Consider the following 7,431-nt stretch of genomic DNA (forward strand, 5'->3'; position numbering starts at 1 on the left):
GGGAAGGGTGGCTTGGGAGGTGAGCTGCTTAGACGCGTGAGGTCGCGGAAAACACTTCTATTGGCTCGGCGAAGCCCTTCATTGTCCGCGTGCCCTGAGAGGTAAAGTTGGCGCGACTGCCGGCATAGGTATTCTTGGTGTTCTGGGACACCAGAATTTCATCCCCGCCAGCTTGGGCGCAAACGCGCGCTGCAAGCTGAACAACAGTCCCAAACAGATCATTCTCTTCGGCAATGGCCTCGCCACTATTGATACCGATCCGGATCTGGAATTTCAGGTCCTGACTGGCGTTATGTGACGCCATGTTTTTCTGGATTTCAATTGCGGCTTCAACGGAGCTGGCCGAAGACGGGAATACGGCCATGATACCGTCACCCATATGTTTGACTTCCTTGCCATAGTTATTGATCAAGGCTGTCCGCACAATCTGGTTATGAATATGGACCATTTGCTGTGCACCATGATCACCCAGTTCCTGTGTTTTCTGAGTTGAATTGACGATATCGGTGAACATCAGCGCATGCAGTTTTTGACCAGCATTACCTTGCGGTCCGGCGGCGGGCTTTTCGCTCCAGCTTTCCAGTGCCTTTGAGACGGATACATTTATGCTGGTTTCATCTTCGATATAGGAGGCCATGGATTGGCGCCCAGCGCCATACATGTCCTTATATTTTGGCTCAAGGATGTAGTTGTCTACATTCTTGCAAAACGTGTCTGCCATGCCTTTGTTGGCACCAAGGGCAGTGATGCAATCACGTAGAACCGCGCGGCCATCTTTTTGTTGAAGAGCATTTTTCTCACTGCATGCATCACACGCCCCGGCGACATAAAGGTTCACACCGAATTTGTGATAGGCATCCAGATTGGGGACATTTTTGCGAATTGCGCGCATTGAGCCGGAGATAAATGCCTTCATTTTGTCGCGGGTCTTACGCATATCCGGCGTTTCGACAAGCGGTGCATCCGGGATATCGTCGCTTTGTGCATTTTCGTTGCCGTCGACGTTATCCTCGGCTGATACCGGATCGGTGTTTTCGCTATCCTGCGGGACATCGTTTTCGCTGATTTCAGCAGCAAGCTCGGCAGCCGATTTCTTCGATCCAGACATTTCCGAGGAGTTATACCCCCCAAGCGATCCATGGCCGCGCGATTGAGCCGCTTTTACGCTGCGCTGCTTCGGTTGTGATGTTCGTGCTGATGACGGGTTTCTGCCGTTACCTTTGTATTTTTTGGTAACCGACATCAGCATCGGTACGACGCTGGCAAGGAAGCCGACGGTAAAGGAGACGAAGTTGGCCTTGTCGTAGAAACCCTGACTAATGGTAACACCCATGCTGGGCAGATATTCAAGCCCCTTTGCCGCGGCAAGCATTGCGGCGAGGCCAATCGCGATAGAGACACAAAAGGCGATCGCCATCTTCAGGATAAGACCGATCAGCCCATGTTCACCGGATTCAGTACTGTTGTGTCTTACGACGGGTTTCTTGGCCGGTGCAGGTTTTTGTGCTTTTGGGGCGCAATTTGCCACAGGCTGCTCAAACGCTGCCGGTTTGTTGGCAGGTTTTGGCGCAGGGGCCTTGGCTTGTTTGTCAGGGGACGCTTTGCCGCCTTTATCGCGGGTTTCGTAAATGACGTAGTCGTCGGAGCTGTTGGTGCCGTGATTGTAAACTTCGCGAATCACCTTTACCGCAGATACATGTGCGGCGCGTTCGATCTGCTTTGCTTCTTCTTCGGCCTGCTTTTTTTGCGCACCACTAAAGTGGGCGTGGATTTGCCAACGCCCTGAACGGTCTTTTACGTAGACCTCATAACTTACCTGGTTACGCGCAGCCACTTGGTTCATTTACAAGCCTGGTAACTCTTACAAACCGAAACAGACAGCAAATTCGATGCTGTCGCAGTACGGCGAATTGTGAATTATGGCAAAAAAATGCCCGATTCACCATCAGATATGACGGTGCAGTTGATTATTTGAAGGTTTTCAACCGCTTTTCTATCGGATGGAGCCGTCGATTTAGTCCCTTGGCAAAGAAAAACGCCCGCGGCATCAAGAAGATGCGGCGGGCGCTGATCCGTAAGAACACAAAGAAGTGTTCTTTGCTTAATTACCGATGTTGAAACCAGCGAAGCGCTTTTTGAATTTCGCAAGCTGCCCGCCGCTATCGAGAAGACGGTGAACACCAGTCCAAGCCGGGTGGCTTTTTGGATCGATGTCGAGCTTCATCAGGTCGCCAGGTTTACCCCAGGTCGACTGTGTGGTGAAGCTGCTGCCGTCAGTCATCTGAACGGTGATCTCATGGTAATCGGGATGGATATCTTTTTTCATCGCCTAATCACTCCGGAATTTGAAGCGCGGTGTATAGTGTAAAAAATCGGCTCGCGCAACCCCTGTAACCGGTAATTGTCCGATTAACGTAAATAGATAGGGAGTGCAGTAGCGATCTCGCGGTCGTTTAGCAGTCCAGAGCCCACGTTTCAAGCTTTTCTCGCAGGCACGTTCTTATGCATACTTGCACAGCACTCTTTATATAGTATGGTGCGCCAACAAACGATTATCGCCTATGCGGGGGCTTGGTTTCCCGCGATGACAGACGGAGAACAGGACTGTGGCCCTTGAGGAAACGCGCTTTCATCAGATTGCAGACGACACCATTGAAAATCTCTCCGACACCATTGATGACGCGCTGGGGGACTCCATTGACGTCGATTTGCAGTCAGGAATTCTGACCATCGAACTCGATTCGGGTGAGCAATTCATCGTCAATAAGCACGGTCCCAACCGTCAGGTCTGGCTTTCGTCACCTGTGAGTGGTGCCAGCCATTATGACTTTGACGACGATAATGAGACATGGACCTCGACCCGTGGATCCACGACCTTGAACGATCAATTATCTGCCGATCTGGCTGTAAAGACCGGGCATAAACTTGATCTTGGCTGATCTGTGATCGGCTTTCGTGTTTCCTTTGAGTACGGGATAGGGTGCCGTGGCGCGTAGACCTTCTGATTCCGCAAAATTGACCGACCGCGAAACAAGTCGGGATATGTCCTCTTTACGGGCAATCTTGCCTTTTATCACGCCCTATCGCCTGCAGCTTGTCGGGGCGCTGCTTGCGCTGGTGACGGCATCCGGTACGGTATTGGCCTTGGGCAATGGCTTGCGCATGCTGGTCGATCAGGGCTTTGCCGAAGGTGATGGCACGCTGCTTGATCGTGCGCTGTTTGTGCTGTTTGGGGTGACTGTACTGCTGGCGGGCGCAAGTTATGTGCGGTTTTATCTGGTGTCCTGGATTGGCGAACGTGTGGTTGCTGATATCCGATCAGCTGTTTATCGCCACATCATCCGACTTGATCAGGGATTTTTTGAAGTTACCCGTACGGGTGAAGTTCTGTCGCGGCTTACCACCGATACGACACTGCTTCAGGCCGTTATCGGGTCTAGTGTTTCAATCGCCCTGCGTAACATGCTGATGTTCATTGGCGGGCTGTCGATGCTGGCCATCACCAGCCCCAAGCTGACGGCACTCGTGCTTCTTGTCGTGCCATTGGTGGTTGTGCCGATCATTGGTTACGGTCGGCGCGTGCGGCGTTTGTCACGCGAATCCCAGGACCGAGTTGCCGATGTCAGCGCCTTTTCTGAAGAAACGCTGAATGCCTTGCGCACGGTGCAGGCCTATACCCACGAAGAAATTGAAAGTGCCCGGTTTGGCGGTTTCGTCGAAGGGGCTTTTAAAACCGCAGTTGCACGTATCTCGGCGCGCGCTCTTTTGACCGCCATTGTTATTGTCATGGTGTTTGGCGCGGTTGGAACGATCCTCTGGATTGGTGGGCATGATGTTCTTGATGGCACGATTTCGGCGGGTGAGCTTTCAGCATTTGTCTTTTATGCGGTGGTGGTTGCCGGGTCGGTTGGCGCGATTAGCGAAGTGATCGGCGATTTGCAGCGCGCTGCGGGTGCTGCCGAACGGCTGGTGGCGTTGCTGGCGACCAAGCCGTCAATCGACGCACCTGAAAATCCAATTGCCTTGCCTGTGCCCCATCAGGGGTATGTCAGCTTTGACAATGTGACGTTCCATTACCCTGCACGACCGGATAGTTCCGCGCTTGAAGGATTTTCGCTTAAGGTAAAGCGCGGTGAAACGGTTGCCCTTGTCGGGCCGTCAGGTGCAGGAAAAACCACGGTGTTTCAGCTTTTGCTGCGGTTTTATGATCCCGACAGCGGGATCATTTGCGTTGATGATGTCAATATCCGCGATGCCAACCCAGTTGAGGTGCGCGAACGGATCGGGCTTGTTGCGCAGGATCCGGTGATCTTTGCGGCCAATGCGTGGGAAAATATTCGCTATGGCCGTCCGGGCGCGTCCGATGAGGATGTCCGTGCAGCAGCCGACGCCGCATACGCGACTGAATTCCTTGAACGCTTGCCCGAAGGTTTCGACAGTTTCCTTGGCGAAAAGGGCGTTCGATTGTCGGGCGGACAACGCCAACGTATTGCCATCGCACGTGCGATCTTGCGCAACCCGTCGGTGTTGTTGCTTGATGAAGCCACCAGTGCGCTCGATGCCGAAAGCGAACAGGTTGTTCAAAAAGCACTTGAAACCATCATGAAAGAACGCACCACACTGGTCATTGCCCATCGTCTGGCAACCGTGTTGCATGCGGACCGGATTGCGGTGATTGATGATGGTAAACTGGTTGCCATTGGCACCCATCAAGAATTGCTCGAAAGCTCACCGCTTTATGGGCGCTTGGCAAAGCTGCAATTTGAACGCGATGCTGCCTAACAACCTTAAAGTCTCACCGTTGATTTGACGCTCCATGACAAAAGCCCCTGCCATCAGGTCAGGGGCTTTTTTGTTGGTACTTCAGTGCTATGACGTTAGCGGGTGAAGGACCGGGCGATGCCGCCAACAAAAAGCCCGCCGGTTTGGCGGGCTTTTGTCTGGCAACATATTGCCGTTTTTGGTGGTGTTTAATCGGCGCTGGCGATCTTTCTGTTCTCAAGTGACAGTTCGGCATATTGTTTGCGCAGGATTTGTGCGTCCGCCAGAAATGTCTCAAGCTCTTTGTCTTTAAGCATTTTGCCACTTGGCATCTTGATCCGCATCGGATTGACCTGCACGTTGTCTTTGAGGATTTCATAATGCAGGTGCGGTCCGGTGACACGGCCGGTTGCGCCGACATAACCAATAACGTCGCCCTGTTTAACGCGCGATCCCTGACGCAGGCCTTTGGCAAAGCCTGTCATGTGGGCATATGCGGTTGAGTAGGAATCATTGTGACGAATGCGGATATAGTTACCATAGCTGCTATAGGGGCCGATCCGCGCGATGTTGCCGTTACCGGCCGCAAAGATCGGTGTGCCCGGTGGGGCGGCAAAATCGACGCCCTTATGCATTTTGGTATAGCCAAGAACAGGATGCTTGCGACCACCATAGCCCGACGATAGTCGTGCGCCGTTGATCGGGGTACGCATCAGGGCACGGCGATAAGACTCACCTTTCTGGTTATAGAAGTCGGTGTCGCCATGGCTGTCGGTATAGGAATAAAGCCGGACTTCATGACCGCTCAGCGTCATGCTGGCGTAAATAACATCGCCATACCGAACGCGTTCGCCTGCATCGTTGTTAAGTTCCTGATACATCACTTCAAAGCTGTCGCCCGGCTGGATGTCACGCTGGAAGTCGACCTCATAGGAATAAAGCTCGATCATTTCCATCAGAACCGGCAGGGGAACACCGTTGCGCTCTGCGGCAAGGAACAGGCTTTGTTCGATCGTACCTGCGGCAACATTCTGGGCCGTCGTCAGTTCGATCTTATCTGATGATGCGTTAAAACCATCGTCAGTGCGTGAGACGGAAACAATTGTTTCCGGGTCTGGCTGGAAACTTAAAACATCAAGCAGTTCATCACTGTCTTGCGTGTCACCGGAATACACCAGTTCAAATTCCTGACCGGCGCGCAATTTGCGCGGATTGTAAACATCCCGCAGCGCTTCAATCGCATCATAGGCGATGGTGCGCTCAAGCCCGCTGGCAGTTAATACCGCCATCAAGTTTGATCCCTGTTCAAGCACGACCGTCTCATGACGGGGTGTCTGATCGGGAATACTTGCTGTTTCGGTGATGCTTTCAACCGAGTGCTGTGTTTCAGCAGCACTCGCCGATAAGGCTGTATCTGTAGCGTTGGAATAGTGATCGGAAAGCAGATATCCCGCTGTTCCCCCCAGAATTGCCATCACAGTGACAATAGATGCCAAGTCTCTTCCGGCCATCGCCGTAGAACTCCCCTAGAACCAAAAATGCAGTATGCTCAACCCGTTGCTCTTTTTGGCAACATCGGCCAGAAACCTTATACAAAAAAGTCAGGCCGTTGTGAAATGCCAATTAACAAGGGTATTGCATTGCCCTATCGGACATCATGGCGCTATTTCCTTTACGAACCGTTGAAGAAGTTACGCGCCATTTCGATGTTGGGCGGCGCTGAGGTGCCACCTGACAATGGCAAGATAAAGGCGCGTAATGACCAAAGTTCATAAAGACAGATGCCCGGCGCCATCAAAATTGCGGTCTCTCGGGCAATGAAAACGCTCCGTTTCCCGGATAACCGGGCAGGCTTCGTAAATTAAAACAAACGTTTGTCGGTAATGCGGGCTGCTTTGGTCCACGCCGACGCAGGGCATCGGGCTATACTTTTCCGGTAGAGAAAAAATGCATCTTCGCAGGAGGAGGTGCTGTTATTTGATCTGGATATCGAGCGATCAACGACGCCTAAGAAATTTGTCGAAATTTATGGATGCAACTGATCTGCGTTGGGGCGACAAATAGACACATATATATGTGGGTTAAAATCGAGGTTGGTTTTGCAGATCTGAATGTCTCGGAAAGGTGAGGAATTAAGAGCCTTATGAATGCGGATTGATCTTTCTGGTTTATCGGTGGCTGTGCGTCGTCAATCATTGGGTGAAAGTGCAGCAAGTGGCCATTTTCGGCGTTTTGCAAGCCGTTTGAAGTTTTTGCATTTTAGATGCATTTTTTCGCCAAAAAGGGTTTGACAGTTCTGTGACGGCACCCTATAACCCGCCTCCACCGACGAGGCGCGGCGCTGACGAGATTGGCGACGCGGGTTAGACGGTTTAAGGTTTCGGCCTTTGAGTTCTTTGACATTGTTGATCAGTAGGAAGGGATGCGCGGGCAGCGTTATGGCGTTAGTCTGTGCATCCTGGAGACGACGGATCTTTTTGATTAAGACTTCGGTTTTGATTTGATTGATTTGTGGTAACCACCAAATGAATGTGCAGACGTTAATTTTTAGAGTTTGTCTATGAGACAAGCTTGGATTGAACATGAGAGTTTGATCCTGGCTCAGAACGAACGCTGGCGGCAGGCCTAACACATGCAAGTCGTACGAGAAGGTTCTTTCGGGAACTGGAG

General features: G+C 51.9%; 6 protein-coding genes and 1 rRNA gene. 4 read left to right on the forward strand and 3 right to left on the reverse strand.

Annotation, left to right across the window (positions count from 1 at the left end; translation table 11 throughout):
- Positions 1-28 precede the first annotated feature (28 nt).
- Together K355_RS0115815 and rpmE are read right to left on the reverse strand one after the other, a co-directional pair.
- Positions 29-1,843 (reverse strand): adenylate/guanylate cyclase domain-containing protein, encoded by a 1,815-nt coding sequence (locus K355_RS0115815; protein ID WP_022733131.1) that lies wholly within the window; start codon positions 1,841-1,843, stop codon positions 29-31.
- Between the two features lie 258 nt (positions 1,844-2,101).
- Positions 2,102-2,326 (reverse strand): 50S ribosomal protein L31, encoded by a 225-nt coding sequence (gene rpmE / locus K355_RS0115820; RefSeq protein WP_022733132.1) that lies wholly within the window; start codon positions 2,324-2,326, stop codon positions 2,102-2,104.
- Between the two features lie 280 nt (positions 2,327-2,606).
- Between rpmE and cyaY the strand changes: the two genes are divergently transcribed.
- Both cyaY and K355_RS0115830 read left to right on the forward strand, forming a co-directional pair.
- Positions 2,607-2,939, forward strand: coding sequence for an iron donor protein CyaY (gene cyaY, locus K355_RS0115825; RefSeq protein ID WP_022733133.1), 333 nt, complete (start codon positions 2,607-2,609; stop codon positions 2,937-2,939).
- Positions 2,940-2,985: 46 nt separating this feature from the next.
- Positions 2,986-4,782: an ABC transporter transmembrane domain-containing protein gene (locus K355_RS0115830; RefSeq protein ID WP_028791658.1), complete on the forward strand. Its 1,797-nt coding sequence runs from the start codon at positions 2,986-2,988 to the stop codon at positions 4,780-4,782.
- 188 nt (positions 4,783-4,970) lie between these two features.
- Here the strand turns inward: K355_RS0115830 and K355_RS24160 are convergent, their stop codons facing one another.
- Entirely contained in the window at positions 4,971-6,272 is a 1,302-nt protein-coding gene (locus K355_RS24160) for a M23 family metallopeptidase (RefSeq protein WP_245562959.1), read from the reverse strand.
- Between the two features lie 27 nt (positions 6,273-6,299).
- Between K355_RS24160 and K355_RS0115845 the strand changes: the two genes are divergently transcribed.
- Both K355_RS0115845 and K355_RS0115855 read left to right on the forward strand, forming a co-directional pair.
- On the forward strand, positions 6,300-6,536 hold the full coding sequence (locus K355_RS0115845; RefSeq protein ID WP_022733137.1) for a hypothetical protein: 237 nt from the start codon (positions 6,300-6,302) through the stop codon (positions 6,534-6,536).
- An 803-nt stretch (positions 6,537-7,339) separates the two neighbouring features.
- Positions 7,340-7,431 (forward strand): 16S ribosomal RNA (locus tag K355_RS0115855); the annotation flags it as partial.

Origin of the sequence: Thalassospira lucentensis MCCC 1A00383 = DSM 14000 (genome assembly GCF_000421265.1) — a bacterium.
Classification (GTDB): domain Bacteria; phylum Pseudomonadota; class Alphaproteobacteria; order Rhodospirillales; family Thalassospiraceae; genus Thalassospira; species Thalassospira lucentensis.

Bases quoted from the DNA above. Each gene is read 5' to 3' on its own strand.
- K355_RS0115815 (WP_022733131.1), bottom strand. From the start codon at position 1,843: ATGAACCAAGTGGCTGCGCGTAACCAGGTAAGTTATGAGGTCTACGTA.
- rpmE (WP_022733132.1), bottom strand. From the start codon at position 2,326: ATGAAAAAAGATATCCATCCCGATTACCATGAGATCACCGTTCAGATG.
- K355_RS24160 (WP_245562959.1), bottom strand. From the start codon at position 6,272: ATGGCCGGAAGAGACTTGGCATCTATTGTCACTGTGATGGCAATTCTG.
- K355_RS0115845 (WP_022733137.1), top strand. From the start codon at position 6,300: ATGCAGTATGCTCAACCCGTTGCTCTTTTTGGCAACATCGGCCAGAAA.